A 19100-nucleotide genomic window follows, 5' to 3' on the forward strand; every position below is an offset into this window, starting at 1 on the left:
TTGAGCACCCGGTCAGCTGACGGGCGAAGCCCGCATTTGATAATTGTTTGCATTTGACCGTCAAGGTACTTAAGGACTGAAATGAAGTTTCTCGGCCCCTCCGACATCCTCGCGCCCGACAGCAGCCGCGGTTTTGACATCGATGGCTGCAGGTTGTTGGGCGTGCGCAGGGACGGGGTTGCCTACTTCTATCTCAACCGCTGCCCCCATCGCGGCATTCCGCTGGAGTGGCAACCGGACCAGTTCCTGGACACCAGCGCCAGCCTGATCCAGTGCGCCACCCACGGCGCACTCTTCCTGATCGAAAGCGGCGAGTGCATCTCCGGCCCTTGCGCGGGTCAGAGCCTCACCACCTTGCTCGGCCGTGAAGACGCACAGGGCCTGTGGGTGGACATCTAGTCGGCCAGCACATCCAACCGTCGGTCGACAAAAACTTCGTCGGGCGTTATGCGCACACCGTAAGCCAACACTTCCACCCCGGCACCCTTGGCTTCACGCAATGCAGCCGCGTAACCGGCATCTATCTCTACCGCCGGGCGCACGGCCTCGATTCCCGAGAGATTGACGCAATACAATTGCACCGCACGCACACCGTCCCGCGCCAGATGAGCCAGTTCACGCAGGTGCTTGGCGCCACGCTGGGTCACCGCATCGGGGAAAGCCGCCACCGTGGAGCCGTCAAAGCCCAGGGTCACACTTTTGACTTCAACATAAGCCGCGCCGTCCGGGTAATCCAAGCGAAAGTCGATGCGGCTGTTTTCCTGGCCGTAAGGCACTTCGCGCTTCAAGGCCGTAAAGCCATTGAGCTCGGTGATCACTCCGGCACGCAATGCCTCCTCGACCAACTGATTGGCGCGCGCTGTGTTAACACACGCCAGACGGCCTTGTGGCGTTTCTGCAATTTCCCAGGTACCGGGCAACTTGCGCTTGGGATCGTTGGAACGGCTGAACCAGACCTGCCCGCCCTCCACCATGCAATTGAGCATAGAGCCGGTGTTAGGGCAGTGAATGGTGAGCAACTCGCCGTCAAGGGTTTCGATATCGGTGAGGAAGCGCTTGTATCGGCGAATCAGCCGACCCTCTTCGAGGGGAGGATTGAAGCGCATCAGCCTTGCCAACTCTGCAAGCCACGGGCAATTCGGTCCACCGCTTCCTGTAGCCGATCCAGGTTTTGCGTGTAGGCAAAACGCACATGGTGACCGGCTTGATAGCGGCCGAAGTCCAGGCCAGGCGTAAACGCCACATGTTCGGTTTCCAGGAAGTGTCGACAGAACGCGAAGGCATCGCCGCCGAACGCGCTGATATCAGCGTACAAATAGAACGCGCCTTCCGGTTCTACCGCGATACCAAAACCCAACTCACGCAACGCCGGCAGCAAGAAATCGCGACGGCGGCCGAATTCGGCGCGGCGCGCTTCCAGAATGCTCAGGGTTTGCGGGGTGAAACAGGCCAGTGCAGCATGCTGGGCCATGCTTGGCGCACTGATGTAAAGGTTTTGCGCGAGCTTCTCCAACTCGCCCACGGCGGCGGACGGCGCCACCAGCCAACCCAGGCGCCAGCCGGTCATGCCGAAATACTTCGAAAAACTATTCAACACAAAGGCATCGTCATCCACTTCCAACACGCTGGCGGCCTCGGTGCCGTAGGTGAGGCCGTGATAGATCTCGTCCACCACCAAGTGACCGTTGCGCGCCTTGATTGCGCCCGATAACGCGGCCAATTCGTCCCGCGTGAGAATCGTGCCGGTCGGGTTGGCCGGGGATGCCACCAGCGCACCAACACTGTCTTCGTTCCAATGTTTGGCCACAAGATCGGCAGTCAATTGGTAACGCACGTCAGGACCGACGGGCACCAGTTGCGCCGCGCCTTCAACCAAGCGTAGGAAGTGTCTGTTGCACGGGTAACCCGGATCGGCCAGCAGCCAGTGCTTGCCCGGGTCCACCAACAGGCTGCTGGCGAGCAACAAAGCACCGGAACCACCGGGCGTGATCAGGATGCGTTCGGGGTCGACGTTCAAGCCGTAGCGCTGCTGGTAGAAACCGCTGATGGCGTCGCGCAGTTCCGGCAGGCCACGGGCTGCGGTGTAGCGCGTCTTGCCATTGGCCAGCGCTGCCTGGCCAGCCTGGATGATCGGTTCGGCGGTGGTGAAGTCCGGCTCGCCAATCTCCAGGTGGATCACATCATGACCGGCGGCCTGCAGTTCATTGGCACGCGCCAGCAATGCCATGACATGAAAAGGTTCGATGGCGCGACTACGCGCACTGTAGGGCTGAGCCATTAGCCTTCCTTAACGGTGAGGACAAAATCCGGATTCTACCGAACCCGCGCGTTAAAACATGTTCTATTGCCTGCCCGGCCGCCTCTGCGGTTCGGGCAAGCGCCAGCAAAACGACTAAAATCATTATTCGAGACGATACATACCCACTCACGACGGGCTGTCGCCGTTTGCGACACAGACGTGATGGGCCTCGACAACCGGGAGTGGCGCACCCCGAATCTATCTGGTAAGTTCGCCCGCTTGCAGCCGCAGGGCCGGCAGGTGTCGGTGACGTTGCAATCCTGCGCAATGGATTAGAAGAGTGAGAGGCGGTCTATTCATGTCCACCCAAGCAAAGCAACAGCAGACTCAAGGCCTCAATGGCTTCGAACCTTACGTAGAGAAGAAAGGTGAGGAGTACATGGGCGAGCCCATGCGCGAGCACTTCACCAAGATCCTGAACAAGTGGAAACAGGACTTGATGCAGGAGGTTGACCGTACGGTTGACCATATGAAGGACGAAGCAGCCAACTTCCCTGATCCGGCCGACCGTGCGAGCCAGGAAGAAGAGTTCGCCCTTGAACTGCGCGCCCGTGATCGCGAGCGCAAGCTGATCAAAAAGATCGACAAGACGCTGCAACTGATCAAGGACGAAGAATACGGCTGGTGCGAATCCTGCGGTGTCGAGATCGGTATCCGCCGCCTGGAAGCCCGCCCAACCGCGGACCTCTGCGTAGACTGCAAGACCTTGGCTGAAATCAAGGAAAAACAGGTCGGCAAGTAATCCTGCCGAACTGAACGAATGGGGCGTGCGAACGCCCCATTTTTGTTTCTGGCGTTTAGCGATTTTCCAGTAGTATCCGGCGCATGACAGCCTCTATCTATATTGGGCGTTTCGCCCCCACACCCAGCGGCCATTTGCACTTTGGCTCCCTGGTCGCCGCCCTCGCTTCCTACCTCGACGCCCGCGCCCACCACGGCCGCTGGCTGATGCGCATGGAAGACCTCGACCCGCCCCGTGAAGAGCCCGGCGCCCAGGCGGCGATCCTCCACGCGCTGGAAAGCTACGGCTTTGAGTGGGACGGGGAACTTGTCCGACAAAGCGATCGGCATGATGCTTACGCCAAGGTCCTGAACGACATGTTCAACCACGGCCTGGCTTACGCCTGTACCTGCTCACGCAAACAACTGGAGCCCTACAACGGGATTTACCCGGGCCTGTGTCGCAATGCGGGGCACGACCAGCAGGATGCAGCGATCCGCTTGCGGGTGCCGGAGCTCGAGTACCACTTTACCGACCGTGTACAGGGCGAATTCCGACAGCATCTGGGCCGCGACGTAGGCGATTTCGTCATCCGTCGCCGCGATGGCCTGTATGCCTATCAGTTGGCCGTGGTGTTGGACGATGCGTGGCAAGGTGTTACCGATATCGTGCGTGGCGCCGACCTGCTGGACTCCACGCCGCGCCAGTTGTACCTGCAGGAACTGCTGGGCCTGCGCCAACCGCGTTACCTGCACGTACCGCTGATCGTCCAGCCGGACGGAAACAAACTGGGAAAATCTTATCGATCACCGCCGTTGACGCCCGATCAGGCGACGCCTTTGCTATTGAGAGCACTGCGCGCGCTCGGCCAGCAGCCAGGCATCGAACTGCTCCACGCCAGCCCACGGGAACTGCTGGATTGGGGCATCCAGCAGTGGGATGCGACTCGGATCCCGCGCACACTCACGCTGGCCGAAGCGCAATTGAGCTGAAGGCGCTTGCAGGTTGCCAGCCATCCGTTACCATCGCCGCAGTTTTTAACTCAGAGGCCAATATGTACATCTATCGATTGGTCCTGCTGCTGGTCGTCGGGATCTACCTGTTCTCCCCCGCCATCATGGATTGGTGGATCGACGCCACGGGCGCCTGGTATCGCCCGTATCTGCTGTGGCTGATCCTGATCGTCGTGACTTTCATCCTGCAGAGCCAAAAAGATGCCGATGAGCTTTAGCCTCACCCAGATGCTGCTGATCAGCGCCGCCTACCTGGCCGCGTTGTTCGGGGTGGCCTGGATCAGTGAGCGCGGAATGATTCCGCGGGCGATCATTCGCCATCCGTTGACCTACACCTTGTCCCTCGGCGTCTACGCCAGTGCCTGGGCGTTCTATGGCACCGTGGGCTTGGCCTATCAGTACGGGTATGGCTTTCTGTCCAGCTACCTCGGCGTGTCCGGCGCGTTTCTGCTGGCGCCAGTGCTGCTGTACCCGATCCTGAAGATTACCCGCACCTACCAATTGTCATCCCTGGCCGACCTGTTTGCCTTCCGCTTTCGCAGCACCTGGGCCGGGGCACTGACCACGGTGTTCATGCTGATCGGCGTATTGCCGTTGCTGGCCCTGCAGATCCAGGCGGTGGCCGATTCGATCAGCATCCTGACCCGCGAGCCCGTGCAGCATCGGGTCGCCCTGGCGTTCTGTGCGCTGATCACCCTGTTCACGATTTTCTTCGGTTCGCGCCATATCGCCACCCGCGAAAAGCACGAAGGCCTGGTGTTTGCGATTGCCTTCGAGTCGGTGATCAAGCTGATCGCCATCGGCGGCGTCGGCCTGTATGCGTTGTATGGCGTGTTCGACGGCCCGCAACAGTTGGAGCTGTGGCTGCTGCAGAACCAGACGGCCCTCGCCGCCCTGCACACCCCGCTGCAGGAAGGCCCATGGCGCACCTTGCTGCTGGTGTTTTTCGCCTCGGCGATCGTGATGCCGCACATGTACCACATGACCTTCACCGAGAACCTCAACCCGCGCTCGTTGGTCAGCGCCAGCTGGGGCTTGCCGTTGTTCCTGCTGCTGATGAGCCTGGCGGTGCCACTGATCCTGTGGGCCGGCCTGAAACTGGGCGCCACCACCAACCCTGAGTACTTCACCCTCGGGATTGGCATTGCTGCCAACCGCCCGGCCTTGGCGCTGCTGGCGTATGTCGGTGGGCTCTCCGCGGCCAGCGGCCTGATCATCGTCACCACGCTGGCACTGTCAGGCATGGCGCTCAACCACCTGGTGCTGCCGCTGTACCAGCCCCCGGCGGAGGGCAATATCTATCGCTGGTTGAAATGGACACGCCGCGCGCTGATCGTCGCGATCATCATGGCCGGCTACGGCTTCTACCTGTTGCTGGGCGCCGGGCAAGACCTGGCCAACCTGGGCATCGTCGCATTTGTCGCCACCTTGCAATTCCTGCCGGGCGTGTTGTCAGTGCTGTACTGGCCAACCGCCAATCGCCGGGGCTTCATCGCCGGCTTGCTGGCGGGCATCCTGGTGTGGATCGTCACCATGCTGTTGCCGCTGGTCGGCAATCTGCAGGGTTTCTATATCCCGTTGTTGAACATGATCTATGTGCTGGATGACACCAGTTGGCACATGGCCGCCATTGCTTCGCTCGCCGCCAACGTCTTGATGTTCACGCTGATCTCGCTGTTCACCAACGCCAGCCCGGAAGAAACCAGCGCCGCCGAAGCCTGCGCGGTGGATAACGTGCGCCGTCCGCAACGCCGTGAATTGCATGCGGCCTCGCCCCAGGAATTCGCCACGCAACTGGCCAAGCCCCTGGGCGCCAAGGCGGCGCAGAAGGAAGTCGAGCAGGCGCTGCGTGATCTCTATCTGCCATTCGACGAGCGCCGCCCCTACGCGCTACGCCGTCTGCGTGATCGCATTGAAGCCAACCTGTCCGGGCTGATGGGGCCGAGCGTGTCCCAGGACATGGTGGAAACCTTCCTGCCGTACAAGGCCGGCGGCGAAAACTATGTGACCGAAGACATCCACTTTATCGAAAGCCGGCTGGAGGATTACCACTCACGCCTCACCGGTCTCGCCGCTGAACTCGACGCCCTGCGCCGCTACCATCGCCAGACCCTGCAGGAGCTGCCGATGGGCGTGTGCTCCCTGGCCAAGGATCAAGAAATCCTGATGTGGAACAAGGCCATGGAAGAGCTCACTGGCATTGCCGCGCAACGGGTGGTCGGCTCGCGCCTGAACACGCTGGGCGAACCGTGGAAAGAATTGTTGCAAGGTTTTATCAACCTCCCCGACGAGCACTTGCACAAACAACACCTGGCGCTCGACGGCCAGACCCGCTGGCTCAACCTGCACAAAGCCGCTATCGACGAACCCTTGGCACCGGGCAACAGTGGCCTGGTATTGCTGGTGGAAGACCTCACCGAAACCCAGATGCTCGAAGACAAGCTGGTGCACTCCGAGCGTCTGGCCAGCATTGGCCGACTGGCGGCGGGCGTCGCCCATGAAATTGGCAACCCGATTACCGGTATCGCCTGCCTGGCGCAGAACCTGCGCGAAGAGCGCGAGGAAGATGGCGAGATCACTGAGATCAGCGGGCAGATCCTCGAGCAGACCAAGCGCGTCTCTCGCATCGTGCAGTCGTTGATGAGCTTCGCCCATGCTGGCGCCCATCAGAACCAGGACGAAGCGGTGTGCCTGGCCGAGGTGGCGCAGGATGCCATCGGGCTGCTGGCCTTGAACCGACGCAATTTCGAAGTACAGTTCTTCAACCTGTGCGACCCCGAACATTGGGTCGACGGTGACTCGCAACGCCTGGCCCAGGTGCTGATCAACCTGCTGTCCAACGCCCGCGACGCAACCCCTGCGGGCGGCGCAGTACGTGTCAAGACCGAGGCTTTCGAACATACCGTCGATTTGATCGTCGAAGATGAGGGCAGCGGTATTCCACAGAACATCATGGACCGATTGTTCGAACCCTTCTTCACCACCAAGGACCCAGGTGAAGGTACCGGTCTGGGCCTTGCACTGGTCTATTCCATCGTTGAAGAGCATTATGGACAAATCACCATCGACAGCCCGGCTGACACCGAAAGCCAACGCGGCACCCGTATTCGGGTGACCTTGCCGCGTCATGTCGAAGCGACGTCCGCTGTGAACTGAGACCGTCGAGAGAATTGAATCAATGCCGCACATTTTGATCGTCGAAGACGAAACAATCATCCGCTCTGCCTTGCGTCGCCTGCTTGAACGTAATCAGTACCAGGTCAGCGAAGCCGGCTCGGTGCAGGAAGCCCAGGAGCGTTTCAGCATCCCCACGTTCGACCTGATTGTCAGTGACCTGCGCCTTCCCGGTGCGCCTGGCACCGAGTTGATCAAGCTGGGCCAAGGCACCCCGGTGCTGATCATGACCAGTTACGCCAGCCTGCGCTCGGCGGTCGACTCCATGAAGATGGGCGCGGTCGACTACATCGCCAAGCCTTTCGACCATGACGAGATGCTCCAGGCCGTGGCCCGCATCCTGCGTGATCGCCAGTCGGCCAGCACTGCGCCGGTAGAGGCGCGCCCGGCTGGCAAGACCACCGACAAACCGGGTGTGGACAACAGCAATGGCGAGATCGGCATTATCGGTTCCTGCCCACCGATGCAGGATCTTTACGGCAAGATCCGCAAGGTGGCGCCCACCGATTCCAATGTACTGATCCAGGGCGAGTCGGGCACCGGCAAAGAGCTGGTGGCACGTGCGCTGCACAACCTGTCCAAGCGCGCCAAGGCGCCGATGATCTCGGTGAACTGCGCGGCCATTCCGGAATCCCTGATCGAGTCCGAACTGTTTGGTCACGAGAAAGGCGCGTTCACAGGGGCCAGCGCCGGGCGCGCAGGCCTGGTGGAAGCGGCAGACGGCGGCACCTTGTTCCTCGATGAAATCGGCGAATTGCCGCTGGAAGCACAAGCGCGCTTGCTGCGCGTGTTGCAGGAAGGCGAGATTCGTCGTGTGGGGTCGGTACAGTCGCAGAAAGTCGATGTGCGCCTGATTGCTGCGACTCACCGCGACCTGAAGAGCCTGGCCAAGATCGGCCAGTTCCGTGAAGACTTGTATTACCGCCTGCACGTGATCGCGCTCAAGCTGCCGGCCCTGCGTGAACGTGGCGCCGACGTCAACGAGATCGCCAACGCGTTCCTGCTGCGCCAGAGTGCGCGCATCAACCGTACCGACCTGAAATTCGCCCCGGATGCCGAGCAGGCCATTCGGCACTATTCGTGGCCGGGTAACGTGCGGGAGCTGGAGAATGCGGTGGAACGCGCGGTGATCCTGTCGGAGAGCCCGGAGATTTCTGCCGAGCTGCTGGGGATCGACATCGAACTCAGCGACCTGGAGGACGACGATTTCATCGGCCTGGCCCCGCAGCAAGGCGGCGCCAGTAACACCAGCCATGAACCGACGGAAGACCTGTCGCTGGAAGACTACTTCCAGCATTTTGTCCTGGAACATCAGGACCACATGACCGAGACCGAACTGGCCCGCAAACTGGGCGTGAGCCGCAAGTGCCTGTGGGAGCGCCGCCAGCGCCTGGGCATTCCACGGCGCAAGACCGGGGTGGCCAGCGAAAGCTGAGGGTGCTCCCCCACAAGTAACACCCTCAGACGTGAAAAAACTGTTACCGCTGATTTTTTGCGTAACAAAAGCCGGGGCTTACGGTAACGAAGCCCCGGCTTTTTTTGGCCCGTCAAAAACCCGAAATCACCCCAACCCCCCGGATTTGCTGGTCGGCGCAAAAGTTGGCACGCACCCTGCTATATGCTTAGTACAAAAACAATAACAAGCTTTGTACAAGACAATAAAAATAAGACGAATCGACTCACGCATAACAAGAACAACACGGCGGAGGCGCAGCTAACTGATTCTTTTGGAGAGGCGTTGCATTTGGGGCTTGCCCCGCAACCAGGCCGAGAACAACAAAAACTGCCCTAAGGCAGAGCCTGAACTGGTTGGATCGTAGATCAGCAACACAGCGACCAAAGCAATCCGTTTGCTCTTGGCTCCCGATTGGGAGTGTCATGAAGGTGAAGCTTCATGACGAGGGCGATCAACAAAAACAAAAAGCCCGAAACCATAATAAAAATAGAGCACGCAACTACTTCTGGGGGAGCTTCGGCTCCCCTTGTAGTTTCCGGGATTTGACCTTCAAACGCTTATGGCGCAATGCCTGTAGCTTGTTCCTACACCATCCCCTGACTAAATGCTAGAATCCCCGCCCATCATGCGGTCATTCTTCGTTATGGCCGAACATTCCTTCAAACAGTGCATCCCATGCTGAAGAAGTTGTTCCAGTCATTCCGTTCCCCCTTGCGTCGTACGCAACACAAACGCAGCACGCCTGAAGTGCTCAACAGCAGCCAGCATTCGCTGCAGCGCGCTCAATTCAGCCGTTATGCGGTGAACATCGTTGAACGCCTGCAGAACGCTGGCTACCAGGCTTATCTGGTCGGCGGTTGCGTGCGCGACATGCTGCTCAATATCACGCCCAAGGATTTCGACGTCGCCACCAGCGCCACGCCCGAGCAGGTACGCGCCGAGTTTCGCAATGCGCGCATCATCGGCCGCCGCTTCAAGCTGGTGCATATCCACTTCGGTCGTGAAATCATCGAGGTCGCAACCTTCCGCGCAGGCCATCCGCAAAACGATGAAGAGGAGGACACCAACCAATCTTCCCGCAACGAGAGCGGACGCATCCTGCGTGACAACGTCTACGGCACCTTGGAAGAAGACGCGCAGCGCCGCGACTTCACCATTAATGCGCTGTATTACGACCCGGTCAGCGAGCGCATCCTCGATTACGCCAATGGCGTACACGATATTCGCAACAACCTGATCCGCCTGATCGGCGACCCGGTCCAGCGTTACCAGGAAGACCCGGTGCGCATGCTGCGCGCCGTGCGGTTCGCGGCCAAGCTGAACTTCGGTATCGAGAAACACACCGCCGCGCCAATTCGCGAACTGGCACCGATGCTGCGGGAAATCCCGTCGGCGCGCCTGTTCGAAGAAGTGCTCAAGCTGTTCCTCTCGGGCTATGCCGCCGACACTTTCGAAATGCTGGTGGACCTGCAACTGTTCGATCCACTGTTCCCGGCCAGCGCCGAAGCACTGGAACACAACCCGACCTATACCCACACGCTGATCAGTGAAGCCCTGATCAACACCGACCTGCGCATCAAGCAGGGTAAACCGGTGACCCCGGCGTTCCTGTTTGCGGCCTTGTTGTGGCCAGCCCTGCCCAAGCGCGTGCTGCGCCTGCAGGACCGTGGCATGCCGCCGATCCCGGCCATGCAGGAGGCTGCGCACGAGCTGATCGCCGAGCAGTGCCAACGCATCGCTATTCCAAAACGTTTCACCATGCCGATCCGCGAGATCTGGGACATGCAGGAACGCCTGCCGCGCCGCAGCGGCAAACGCGCCGACCTGCTGCTCGACAACCCGCGCTTCCGCGCTGGCTACGACTTCCTGCTGCTGCGCGAAAGCGCCGGCGAGCAGACCGATGGCCTGGGCGAATGGTGGACCGACTATCAGGATGCCAATGAAAGCCAACGCCGCGACATGATTCGCGACCTTGGCAGCAAAGGCGATGGCGAAGGCCCGAAGAAGCGTCGCCGCAGCGGCAGCAAGCGTAAACGCAGCTCGGCCGACGCTTCGGGCGAATAAGCGTGGAACGCATCTACATCGGCATGGGCAGCAACCTGTCGGCCCCCGACCAGCAATTGCGCAGCGCCATCGAGGCGCTGGCGCACTTGCCCGGCACCTCTGTCGCCGGCGTGTCTGCCTTTTATCAAAGTGATTCCCTGCTCCCGGGCCAGCCGCGCTACACCAATGCGGTGGCGGCCCTGGACAGCAGCCTTGCGCCGCTTGAGCTGCTGGATGCGCTGCAAGCCATCGAGAACGACCAGGGCCGCGAGCGCCTTGAGCGCTGGGGCCCACGTACCCTGGACCTGGATATCCTGCTGTTTGGCGATCACTTGATCGACGAGCCGCGCCTGAAGGTGCCGCACTACCAGATACATCTGCGCGCGTTTGTGCTGTATCCGCTGGCCGAGTTGGCGCCCGGGAACCTCCAACTGCCGGACGGCCAACGCCTCAGCGACCTGCTGGCAGCCTGCCCGTTTGTCGGCCTGGAACGCATCCCCCAAAACTGACGCGGTCACTGAGGGAGCAGGTTTGCCAGCTCCCACCGTTGCCCGCAGCGCTGTCATACGCGCGTCCTTCCTGCTGAATCGCATCAGTAACAGCGGTAACACCCCACGCGTAACAATGCGGTAACACATCCAATTGACTTCCCGTTCCCTCCTCACGACTATAGGCGTCCCGCTGCCGCCAACCCGGCACTGAAGGGCGCAATCCAGGCCTTATAAGCACTGCTCTCAAGACGGTGCGCCTGTATAAACGAAGACTCACGCGCGTTACTCGCTGTTTCCAAGCGCCTGAACGAGGACCCTTTTCATGCCAGACATTACCCTGACCACCTTGCAGAGCCTCAAGCTCAAAGGTGAAAAAATCACCATGCTGACCTGCTACGACGCCACCTTTGCCCATGCCTGCTGCCAGGCCGGGGTTGAAGTGTTGCTCGTCGGCGACTCCCTGGGCATGGTTCTCCAAGGGAATGACAGCACCCTGCCTGTAACCACCGATGAACTCGCGTACCACACCGCCAGCGTCAAGCGTGGCAACGATGGCGCGTTCATCATCGCCGACCTGCCGTTCATGGGTTACGCGACGCTCGAACAGACGTTCCAGAATGCCGGCAAGCTGATGCAAGCCGGTGCGCACATGATCAAAGTGGAAGGCGCAGTCTGGCTGGCCGAATCGATCCGCTTGCTGGCAGAACGTGGCGTGCCGGTATGCGCGCACATGGGCCTCACGCCGCAGTCGGTGAATATCCTCGGCGGCTACAAGGTCCAGGGCCGCAACGAAGCCCAGGCGCGCCAGATGCGTGCCGATGCCATCGCCCTGGAACAAGCCGGTGTGGCGATGATCCTGCTCGAGTGCGTACCGAGTGAATTGGCGGCAGAAATCACCCAGGCCGTGAAAGTGCCCGTCATCGGCATTGGCGCCGGCTCGGCCACCGATGGCCAGGTGCTGGTGCTGCACGACATGCTGGGCTTGTCGATCACTGGCCGCGTTCCTAAGTTCGTGAAGAACTTCATGACCGGCCAACCCAGCATCCACGCGGCCTTGAGCGCTTACGTCGCCGACGTCAAAGGCGTAACCTTCCCGGGCGCCGAACACGGATTTTCTGCATGAACACCGTAAAAACCGTACGTGAACTGCGGGCCGCCGTCACCCACGCCCGCAATGCCGGCAAGCGCATCGGCTTCGTACCGACCATGGGCAACCTGCACAGCGGCCATGCCACGCTGGTGACCAAGGCCGCGCAACAGGCCGACTTTGTGGTCGCCAGCATCTTCGTCAACCCACTGCAATTTGGCGCCGGCGAAGACCTCGACAAGTACCCCCGCACCCTGGCGGCCGACCAGGAAAAACTGCTGCAAGCGGGTTGCAACCTGCTGTTCGCGCCTACCGTCGAGGAAATGTACCCCGGCGGCATGACAGGCCAGACCCGTGTCAGCGTCCCGCAACTGTCCGAGGGCCTGTGCGGCGCCAGCCGTCCGGGGCACTTCGAAGGCGTGGCCACGGTGGTCAGCAAGCTGTTCAACATGGTCCAGCCGGACATGGCCGTGTTTGGCCAGAAGGACTATCAGCAACTGGCGGTGATCCGCGCGATGGTCCATGACCTGAACATGCCGATCCAGATCATTGGCGAGCCCACCGTGCGCGCCGACGATGGCCTGGCGCTGTCATCGCGCAACGGCTACCTCAGCGAAGAGCAACGCGCCATCGCGCCGGTGCTGTACCGCTGCCTCAGCGAGATTGCCACGGCGATCAAGAGCGGTGACCACGACTTCGCCAAACTGCGCGCCGAACAGGTGCGCGCGATAGAAGCGGCCGGGCTGCGCATGGATTACCTCGACGTGCGCCAAGGCCTGCACTTGGGCCCCGCCACCCCCGAAGACACGGATATCGTGATCCTGGTAGCCGCTTATTTGGGCGCTACTCGACTCATCGACAACCTGCATCTGAACCTCGGCTGAGCCCCTCCCAACGCCCTCCCCGCTGCGCCGGTATAAAAAAGTACCGGCGACAGCGCAGACAAAGCCAAGACATATTCGCACGCTAGGTTTAATGTAATCGCCCTGCGCTATGGTTAGCGCTGTCTGGAACCCATTCCTTGATGAAAGACTGGATGTTCCGGGCCTAGAAGTGTCCTAAAGGCAGTCCCCGCAATAAAAGGAAACCCGCAGCGATGGCGTACTACCGCACTCCTCATGACGTTACCGCTCTGCCCGCCTGGCAAGCGCTCAATCAACACCGCCAAGCCATGCAGGATTTCAGCATGCGCGAAGCGTTCAATGCCGATCCCCAGCGTTTTTCCCAATTCACTTTGAGCAGCTGCGGACTTTTCCTCGATTACTCGAAAAACCTGATCACCAGCGAGACCCGTGACCTGTTGGTGGGCCTGGCAAAAGAAGTCGGCCTGAAAGACGCAATCGATGCGCTGTACGCCGGTGAGCCCGTCAACTCGTCCGAAGGCCGTCCTGCGCTGCACACTGCCCTGCGCCGCCCAGTGGGTGACAAGCTGTCGGTGAACGGCGTGAACATCATGCCGGACGTACACAAGGTGTTGAACCAGATCACGGACCTGGTCGGTCGCATCCACGACGGCCTGTGGCGTGGCTACACCGAGAAGCCGATCACCGACGTGGTGAACATCGGCATCGGTGGCTCGTTCCTCGGCCCGGAGCTGGTGTCCGAAGCGCTCTTGTCCTACGCCCACAAAGGCGTGCGCTGCCACTACCTGGCGAACATCGATGGCAGCGAGTTCCACGAGCTGACCATGAAGCTGCGTGCCGAGACCACGCTGTTCATCGTTTCGTCCAAATCCTTCAACACCCTGGAAACCCTGAAGAACGCCCAGGCCGCTCGCGCCTGGTACCTGGCCCAGGGTGGCTCGGAAGCCGAGCTGTACCGCCACTTCATCGCCGTGTCGAGCAACAATGCGGCGGCCGTGGCCTTCGGCATCCGCGAAGAAAACATCTTCCCGATGTGGGATTGGGTCGGCGGCCGATATTCGCTGTGGTCGGCCATTGGCTTGCCGATTGCACTGGCCATCGGCATGTCCAACTTCAAGGAACTGCTGTCCGGCGCCTACACCATGGACCAGCATTTCCAGAACGCACCCTTCGAACAGAACATGCCGGTCCTGCTGGGCTTGCTGGGCGTGTGGTACGGCAATTTCTGGGGCGCGCAGAGCCATGCGATCCTGCCATACGACCACTACCTGCGTAACATCACCAAGCACTTGCAACAATTGGACATGGAATCCAATGGCAAGAGCGTGCGCCAGGATGGCACCCCGGTCGCGACCGACACCGGTCCGGTCATCTGGGGTGGCGTGGGCTGCAACGGTCAGCATGCTTATCACCAGTTGCTGCACCAAGGGACCCAACTGATCCCGGCCGACTTCATTGTGCCGATCGTCAGCTTCAACCCGGTGTCCGACCACCACCAGTGGCTGTACGCCAACTGCCTGTCCCAGAGCCAGGCACTGATGCTCGGCAAGACCCGCGCCGAGGCTGAAGCCGAGCTGCGCGACAAGGGCATCGCCGAAGACGAAATACAGAAGCTGGCGCCGCACAAGGTCATCCCGGGTAACCGTCCGAGCAACACCCTCGTGGTGGAACGCATCAGCCCACGCCGCCTGGGCGCGCTGGTGGCAATGTATGAGCACAAAGTGTTCGTGCAAAGCGTGATCTGGGGCATCAACGCCTTCGACCAATGGGGCGTGGAACTGGGTAAAGAGCTGGGCAAAGGCGTCTATAACCGCCTGACCGGCGCCGAAGAGACCTTGGCCGACGATGCGTCGACACAGGGCCTGATCAACTACTTCCGCGGCCGTCACCGCGGTTAAGCCGGTCGCTCGAGGCCAACGTCCGTTTGGACGTTGGCCTTGAACCCTCCCCTCACTGCGTGCATCTTTATGACTTGTCCCTAAAACAAGAATAAGGACCGCACATGTTCGATATCAGCACATTTCCTGCCGCCGATGCCGTACGTCGGGCTGCGCAACTCAGTCAAGAGGACTATCAGCGCCTCTATCGCCAATCCATCGAGCAACCCGATACCTTTTGGGCCGAACAGGCCAAGGGTTTTCTCGACTGGATCAAACCCTGGCACACGGTCCACCACTCAGACATCCATACCGGCGCCGCCCAGTGGTTTGCCGGCGGCCAGCTCAACGTCAGCTACAACTGCATCGACCGCCACCTGGCCACACGTGCCGATCAGCCGGCCTTCATCTGGGAGGGCGATGATCCGACACAGTCCGACAAAATCACCTACCGCCAGCTTCACCAAAACGTCAGCCGCCTGGCCAATGTGCTGAAGAGCCGTGGCGTGAATAAAGGCGACCGCGTGTGCATCTATATGCCGATGATCCCGGAAGCGGCCTACGCCATGCTGGCTTGCACGCGTATTGGCGCGGTGCACTCGGTGGTGTTTGGTGGTTTTTCGCCGGATGCCTTGCGTGACCGTATCCTCGATGCGGACTGCCGCACCGTGATCACCGCCGATGAAGGCGTGCGCGGTGGCAAGCCGGTGGCGCTCAAACAGAATGTCGACAAAGCGCTGGCCAACTGCCCGAATGTCAGCACGGTGCTGGTAGTAGAGCGCACCGGTGCTAACGTGAACTGGAGTGAACATCGCGACCTCAGGTACCAACAGGCTGTCGATGCGGCCAGCGACGACTGCCCGCCCGAACCGATGGATGCCGAAGACCCGCTGTTCATCCTCTACACCTCCGGCAGCACCGGCAAACCCAAGGGCGTGTTGCACACCACCGGCGGCTACCTGCTGCAGGCGGCGATGACCTTCAAATACGTGCTCGACTACCGCGACGGCGAGGTGTTCTGGTGCACCGCCGATGTGGGCTGGGTGACCGGCCACAGTTACATCGTGTACGGGCCGTTGGCCAATGGTGCGACATCGCTGATGTTCGAAGGCGTGCCGAGCTACCCGGACAGCTCGCGCTTCTGGCAGGTAATCGACAAACACCAGGTGAACATCTTCTACACCGCGCCCACCGCCCTGCGTGCGCTGATGCGCGAAGGCCACGGCCCCCTGGAAAACACATCACGCGCCAGCCTGCGCCTGTTGGGCAGCGTCGGCGAGCCGATCAACCCGGAAGCCTGGGATTGGTACTTCAACGCCGTGGGCGGGCAACGCTGCCCGATTGTCGATACCTGGTGGCAGACCGAGACCGGCGGCATCATGCTCAGCCCGTTGGTCAGCGCCCAGCAGATCAAACCGGGCTGCGCGACCCAGCCGATGTTTGGCGTGCAGCCGGTGTTGCTGGATGAACAAGGCAAGGTATTGCACGGCGCGGGCAGCGGCGTGCTGGCGATCAAAGCCAGTTGGCCTGGGCAGATTCGCAGCGTGTATGGCGACCCGCAGCGCATGATCGACACCTATTTCAAACCCTACCCCGGCTACTACTTCACCGGTGATGGTGCGCGGCGCGATGAAGACGGTGACTACTGGATCACCGGGCGTATCGACGATGTCATCAACGTCTCAGGCCATCGCATCGGCACCGCCGAAGTGGAAAGCGCGCTGGTGCTGCACGACCAGGTCGCCGAGGCCGCCGTGGTGGGTTACCCCCATGATGTCAAAGGTCAGGGTATCTACGCATTCGTCACGCCGATGAACGGCGTCGAGCCCAGTGATGCGCTAAAAAAACACCTGCTGGAGTTGGTCAGCAAGGAAATCGGCAGCTTTGCCAAGCCGGAACTGATCCAATGGGCGCCGGCCTTGCCGAAAACCCGCTCTGGCAAGATCATGCGCAGGATTTTGCGCAAGATCGCCTGCAACGAACTGGACAGTCTGGGTGATACCTCGACCCTGGCCGACCCAAGCGTCGTGGACGGCCTGATCGACAAACGCCTGAACCGTTAGGAACCCCTGAGTCGCCATGGAATTCATCCGCAGCCGTATCGAAACCCAGTTGATGAGCCTGACCGGCCTATCGCTGGGCCAACTGGACCTGGAAAACCCCAAGGGCGATCCCGGCCTGTTTGGGCCGGGTTCGGTGAGCTGGCAGGTCCATGGCGATTTCAGCAGCATGCTGATCGGCGGCATCAGTGCGCTGATGCTCCAAGCCTTGCACCCACTGGCCCTGGCGGGCGTGTGGGACCATTCGAACTTTCGCCAGGATATGCTCGGGCGCCTGCGCCGCACCTCGCAGTTTATTTCCGGCACCACGTTTGGCTCGCGACGTGACGCCGAGTGGCTGATCGAAAAAGTGCGCACTATCCACCTGCAAGTGGTCGGCCATGCGCCGGATGGGCGGCCTTATGCTGCCAGCGATCCGGCGTTATTGACCTGGGTGCATGTGGCGGAGGTCAGCAACTTTCTCGCGGCGCACCTGCGCTATCGCAACCCGCACCTTAGCGGTCGGGATCAAGATCGCTATTACAGTGAAATCGCCTTGGTGGCCGAATGTTTGGGGGCGCGGCATGTTCCGCGTTCACGGCAGGAAGTTTCGGACTACCTCGAGCGCATCCGCCCGCAATTGCTCTGCGATGAGCGCAGCCGCGAAGTCGTGCGCCTGCTGCTTGACGCGCCCTCCCCCAGCACGATGGCCAAACCCTTTAGCGCCTTGATGATGCAGGCGGGCATTGACCTGCTGCCGGATTGGGCCAGCGCCATGCTTGAGCAACACCAGAGTCCTCTGCAACGTCAAATGATCCGCGCCGGGGTCAAGCGCAGTGCGCCATTATTGCGATGGGCCATGCGCAATGGTTCGGTGCAACGCGCTCATCGGCGGATGGGGCTGATGTAGCTGCGCGCCCATAACTGTTAAACTCCGCGCCCTCACTACCCCATCGACTCAGCAAGGCGCGCTCCATGTCTCCCTTGAATCAGGCGCTGCGCGCCGCCCTCGATCATCGTCAAGACCTGATCAACGAGCTGCACGGCCAGGGCACCGACTGCTACCGACTGTTCCATGGCAGCCAGGAAGGCGCGGGTGGCCTGACCATCGACCGCTACGGCCCGCAATTGCTGGTGCAGAGTTTCCATCAGTCGCTGCAGACCGACGAGTTGCTGGAGCTGCACCAGTTGATCAACCAGTACATGGGCCTGGAATTGCTGCTGGTGTACAACGACCGTTCCCGTGGCAACTCTCGCGTGGACCGCGAAGACAGTGTCTACCGCGCCGCCCCGCAGGCGCTGGAAGACCTTGTCGGCCACGAATGGGACCTCAATTACCGCGTGCGTGGCCGCCACGCCGGACAAGACCCGCTGTTGTTCCTCGACCTGCGCAATACCCGCGGTTGGGTCAAGGCCAATAGCGCCGGTAAAAGTGTGCTGAACCTGTTCGCCTACACCTGCGGCGTAGGTTTGAGCGCCGCAGCCGGGGGTGCCCGTGAGGTGTGCAACCTGGACTTCGCCGAGGGCAACCTGGCGGTGGGACGTGAGAACGGCTTGCTCAACCCGCAATTGCCCACCATGCAATTCGTGCAGTCCGACTACTTTCCGGCCATTCGCCAATTGGCCGGCCTGCCGATCACCCAGCGTCGCGGGCAGAAACTGCCGAGTTATCCACGCTTGGAGCAGCGCCAGTACGACCTGGTATTGCTGGACCCTCCCGCATGGGCCAAGAGCGCCTTCGGCACCGTCGACCTGTTGCGCGACTACCAGAGCCTGCTCAAACCTGCACTGCTGACCACCGCCGAGAACGGCGTGCTGATCTGCTGCAACAACCTCGCGAAGGTCAGCATGGACGACTGGCGCGAGCAGGTATTGCGGTGCGCGGAAAAAGCCGGACGCCCAGTGCGCGACTGGCAGATCATGACACCCGGCGCGGATTTCCCGTCGCAGGATCAGCAGCCTCCTCTGAAAACCCTGATACTTCAGCTGTAGGACGTTTCCCAAGAGCCTGGATCTTCGGAACCGAAAACCCGTGCC

At 60.9% G+C, this 19100-nt stretch carries 16 protein-coding genes; 14 read left to right on the forward strand and 2 right to left on the reverse strand.

The window, feature by feature from the left end; translation table 11 throughout:
• Positions 1-81: 81 nt before the first annotated feature.
• On the forward strand, positions 82-399 hold the full coding sequence (locus CQ041_RS15175) for a Rieske 2Fe-2S domain-containing protein (protein WP_105523261.1): 318 nt from the start codon (positions 82-84) through the stop codon (positions 397-399).
• On the opposite strand, the gene sfsA is transcribed toward CQ041_RS15175, so the two are convergent.
• Together sfsA and CQ041_RS15185 are read right to left on the reverse strand one after the other, a co-directional pair.
• Positions 396-1106, reverse strand: a complete 711-nt coding sequence (gene sfsA / locus CQ041_RS15180; RefSeq protein WP_105523262.1) for a DNA/RNA nuclease SfsA — start codon at positions 1104-1106, stop codon at positions 396-398. The genes CQ041_RS15175 and sfsA overlap by 4 nt on opposite strands.
• Entirely contained in the window at positions 1106-2278 is a 1173-nt protein-coding gene (locus tag CQ041_RS15185) for a pyridoxal phosphate-dependent aminotransferase (RefSeq protein ID WP_105523263.1), read from the reverse strand. Before CQ041_RS15185 ends, sfsA begins: the two co-directional genes overlap by 1 nt.
• Positions 2279-2597: 319 nt before the next feature.
• On the opposite strand from CQ041_RS15185, the gene dksA reads away from it, so the two are divergent.
• From dksA to CQ041_RS15250, 13 genes are all read left to right on the forward strand, one after another.
• The gene (dksA, locus tag CQ041_RS15190; RefSeq protein WP_025857127.1) at positions 2598-3041 is read left to right on the forward strand and encodes an RNA polymerase-binding protein DksA; all 444 of its coding nucleotides are present in this window, start codon (positions 2598-2600) and stop codon (positions 3039-3041) included.
• Between the two features lie 83 nt (positions 3042-3124).
• A complete protein-coding gene (gluQRS, locus tag CQ041_RS15195) occupies positions 3125-4012 on the forward strand; it encodes a tRNA glutamyl-Q(34) synthetase GluQRS (protein WP_105523264.1) in 888 nt (295 codons plus the stop codon).
• Between the two features lie 62 nt (positions 4013-4074).
• The gene (locus CQ041_RS15200; protein WP_003176118.1) at positions 4075-4251 is read left to right on the forward strand and encodes a hypothetical protein; all 177 of its coding nucleotides are present in this window, start codon (positions 4075-4077) and stop codon (positions 4249-4251) included.
• Entirely contained in the window at positions 4235-7189 is a 2955-nt protein-coding gene (locus tag CQ041_RS15205; protein ID WP_163001977.1) for a sensor histidine kinase, read from the forward strand. Before CQ041_RS15200 ends, CQ041_RS15205 begins: the two co-directional genes overlap by 17 nt.
• A gap of 22 nt (positions 7190-7211) precedes the next feature.
• Positions 7212-8642, forward strand: coding sequence for a sigma-54 dependent transcriptional regulator (locus CQ041_RS15210; protein ID WP_105523266.1), 1431 nt, complete (start codon positions 7212-7214; stop codon positions 8640-8642).
• 696 nt (positions 8643-9338) lie between these two features.
• Positions 9339-10727, forward strand: coding sequence for a polynucleotide adenylyltransferase PcnB (locus CQ041_RS15215; protein ID WP_105523267.1), 1389 nt, complete (start codon positions 9339-9341; stop codon positions 10725-10727).
• 2 nt (positions 10728-10729) lie between these two features.
• Entirely contained in the window at positions 10730-11215 is a 486-nt protein-coding gene (folK, locus tag CQ041_RS15220) for a 2-amino-4-hydroxy-6-hydroxymethyldihydropteridine diphosphokinase (protein WP_105523268.1), read from the forward strand.
• A 304-nt stretch (positions 11216-11519) separates the two neighbouring features.
• The gene (gene panB / locus CQ041_RS15225) at positions 11520-12320 is read left to right on the forward strand and encodes a 3-methyl-2-oxobutanoate hydroxymethyltransferase (RefSeq protein ID WP_105523269.1); all 801 of its coding nucleotides are present in this window, start codon (positions 11520-11522) and stop codon (positions 12318-12320) included.
• A complete protein-coding gene (panC, locus tag CQ041_RS15230) occupies positions 12317-13168 on the forward strand; it encodes a pantoate--beta-alanine ligase (protein WP_105523270.1) in 852 nt (283 codons plus the stop codon). The genes panB and panC overlap by 4 nt, the downstream gene beginning before the upstream one ends.
• 212 nt (positions 13169-13380) lie before the next feature.
• Positions 13381-15045 (forward strand): glucose-6-phosphate isomerase, encoded by a 1665-nt coding sequence (gene pgi / locus CQ041_RS15235; RefSeq protein ID WP_105523271.1) that lies wholly within the window; start codon positions 13381-13383, stop codon positions 15043-15045.
• Positions 15046-15149: 104 nt separating this feature from the next.
• On the forward strand, positions 15150-17087 hold the full coding sequence (gene acs / locus CQ041_RS15240) for an acetate--CoA ligase (RefSeq protein WP_105523272.1): 1938 nt from the start codon (positions 15150-15152) through the stop codon (positions 17085-17087).
• A gap of 16 nt (positions 17088-17103) precedes the next feature.
• On the forward strand, positions 17104-17973 hold the full coding sequence (locus tag CQ041_RS15245) for an oxygenase MpaB family protein (RefSeq protein ID WP_105523273.1): 870 nt from the start codon (positions 17104-17106) through the stop codon (positions 17971-17973).
• A 65-nt stretch (positions 17974-18038) separates the two neighbouring features.
• Positions 18039-19055 (forward strand): class I SAM-dependent rRNA methyltransferase, encoded by a 1017-nt coding sequence (locus CQ041_RS15250; RefSeq protein ID WP_105523274.1) that lies wholly within the window; start codon positions 18039-18041, stop codon positions 19053-19055.
• Positions 19056-19100 lie beyond the last annotated feature (45 nt).

Source organism: Pseudomonas sp. MYb60, from assembly GCF_002979555.1.
Classification (GTDB): domain Bacteria; phylum Pseudomonadota; class Gammaproteobacteria; order Pseudomonadales; family Pseudomonadaceae; genus Aquipseudomonas.

Coding starts and splice junctions, on each gene's coding strand:
- CQ041_RS15175 (WP_105523261.1), top strand. CDS start 82: ATGAAGTTTCTCGGCCCCTCCGACATCCTCGCGCCCGACAGCAGCCGC.
- sfsA (WP_105523262.1), bottom strand. CDS start 1,106: ATGCGCTTCAATCCTCCCCTCGAAGAGGGTCGGCTGATTCGCCGATAC.
- CQ041_RS15185 (WP_105523263.1), bottom strand. CDS start 2,278: ATGGCTCAGCCCTACAGTGCGCGTAGTCGCGCCATCGAACCTTTTCAT.
- dksA (WP_025857127.1), top strand. CDS start 2,598: ATGTCCACCCAAGCAAAGCAACAGCAGACTCAAGGCCTCAATGGCTTC.
- gluQRS (WP_105523264.1), top strand. CDS start 3,125: ATGACAGCCTCTATCTATATTGGGCGTTTCGCCCCCACACCCAGCGGC.
- CQ041_RS15200 (WP_003176118.1), top strand. CDS start 4,075: ATGTACATCTATCGATTGGTCCTGCTGCTGGTCGTCGGGATCTACCTG.
- CQ041_RS15205 (WP_163001977.1), top strand. CDS start 4,235: ATGCCGATGAGCTTTAGCCTCACCCAGATGCTGCTGATCAGCGCCGCC.
- CQ041_RS15210 (WP_105523266.1), top strand. CDS start 7,212: ATGCCGCACATTTTGATCGTCGAAGACGAAACAATCATCCGCTCTGCC.
- CQ041_RS15215 (WP_105523267.1), top strand. CDS start 9,339: ATGCTGAAGAAGTTGTTCCAGTCATTCCGTTCCCCCTTGCGTCGTACG.
- panB (WP_105523269.1), top strand. CDS start 11,520: ATGCCAGACATTACCCTGACCACCTTGCAGAGCCTCAAGCTCAAAGGT.
- panC (WP_105523270.1), top strand. CDS start 12,317: ATGAACACCGTAAAAACCGTACGTGAACTGCGGGCCGCCGTCACCCAC.
- pgi (WP_105523271.1), top strand. CDS start 13,381: ATGGCGTACTACCGCACTCCTCATGACGTTACCGCTCTGCCCGCCTGG.
- acs (WP_105523272.1), top strand. CDS start 15,150: ATGTTCGATATCAGCACATTTCCTGCCGCCGATGCCGTACGTCGGGCT.
- CQ041_RS15245 (WP_105523273.1), top strand. CDS start 17,104: ATGGAATTCATCCGCAGCCGTATCGAAACCCAGTTGATGAGCCTGACC.
- CQ041_RS15250 (WP_105523274.1), top strand. CDS start 18,039: ATGTCTCCCTTGAATCAGGCGCTGCGCGCCGCCCTCGATCATCGTCAA.